This is a genomic window from Alcanivorax sp. HI0044 (genome assembly GCF_001634945.1).
Map to the genome: position 1 here is coordinate 1 of NZ_LWEZ01001710.1, position 1,515 is coordinate 1,515.

1 protein-coding gene is annotated in these 1,515 nt (G+C 61.5%); it reads left to right on the forward strand.

The window, feature by feature from the left end:
• The first annotated feature begins 458 nt into the window (after positions 1 to 458).
• Positions 459 to 1,391, forward strand: coding sequence for an alpha/beta fold hydrolase (locus A3730_RS25690; protein ID WP_231884048.1), 933 nt, complete (start codon positions 459 to 461; stop codon positions 1,389 to 1,391).
• Positions 1,392 to 1,515 lie beyond the last annotated feature (124 nt).

A 1,515-nucleotide genomic window follows, 5' to 3' on the forward strand; every position in this document is an offset into this window, starting at 1 on the left:
GGGAAAGCCGGCTTTGAAGATAATCTGAAAGCCGGCAGCCAGGTACGGGTGCGCGGCAAACTGGGCGCTTATACCCACTGATATAAACGCCCCGCCCTGCACAGATCCCGCTCATCCGCAATGACCGGAACTGCGGCAAATCGGGGCGGGTATCCCCCCCGACATCAATGGCGGTCCGCACGGCAACTGCGCCCGCCCGCTTCTTCCCTACAATAACCGCCCGTTGATCCTTAGCCGGTGGAATTCATGCTAACTGACACACTACAGCAGGTGGTTTACAAGCGAACCCGCCCCTGGCGGCATCGCCTGGACAATGGCCGGGCGCGCCTTTCGACGCCCAGCAACTCAGCCAGGCGGAACAGACGCCCTACGAGACCCTGTTCGACGACGGTCTGGTAAAACTGCGTTATTACCCGCCGCTGACCGAAAGCGCCATTCCCCTGTCGGACGGCACCGTAGTGCCGGTCAGCCAGACCACCCAGCGCACGCCATTGGTGCTGGTGGCACCGCTGGCAGTGAACATGCTGATCTATGATCTGTTCCCCCAGCGCAGTCTGGTGCGTTACCTGCGCGCCCGCGGGTTCGAGCTGTACATGGTCGACTGGGGCCGCCCCGGCCGCCATCACAACCACCTGAGCCTGAGCAGCTACTTTGCGGACTATCTGCCCAAACTGCTGGTGCAGGTCCGCCAGCACAGTGGTGAGCAGAAACTGAGCCTGCACGGCTGGAGCTTCGGCGGATTGTTCAGCCTCTGCTACGCCGCCCTGGGTAACGACCCGGACATCAACAACCTGGTATTGATCGGCGCGCCCACGGATTATCACCGCAACGGCGCGCTGGGCGGCCAGTACCGCGCCCTGAGCCGCCGGGCCAAGTGGATTCGCAAACGCACCGGCCTGCGTATCCATGATGTGCCTGCGGACCTGTTGCGTTCCCCGGGCTGGGTAAACAGCCTGGCCTTCAAGCTCACCAACCCCATTGGCAGCCTGCAGGGTTACTGGAGCCTGATGAAGAACCTGCATGACCGGGACTTCGTCGCCTCCCACGCCACCAACGGGGCTTTTCTGGACGACATGGTGGCCTACCCCGGCGGCGTGATTCAGGACATCATCCGCTACCTGTGGACGGACAACGTGGTCGCCCACGGCCAACTCCCCATGGAAGGGACTGACGGGCACCTGAACCAGGTCACCGCTAACGTGCTGAACATTACCGGTGCCAACGATCCCATCGTCACCCCGGAATGCAGCCAGGCCATGAAACCGCTGATTCGCAGCAAGGATAAAACCTTTGTCACCATTGATGGTGGGCATATGGGTATCCTGGGCAGCGCCGCCGCACAGAAACAGAGCTGGGGGCGCATTGCGGAATGGTTGATCGAGCGGGATTAAAAGCAGCAACAAGCTGCTAGTGACTAGCGACAACTCGGGTTAGGCGCGGTGCCTCACGGTGGCCGCTCTGCCCGCGGGATCCAGTTCAAAGTCCAAAGTTGAAAGTTGAAAAGGAAAACCGGGG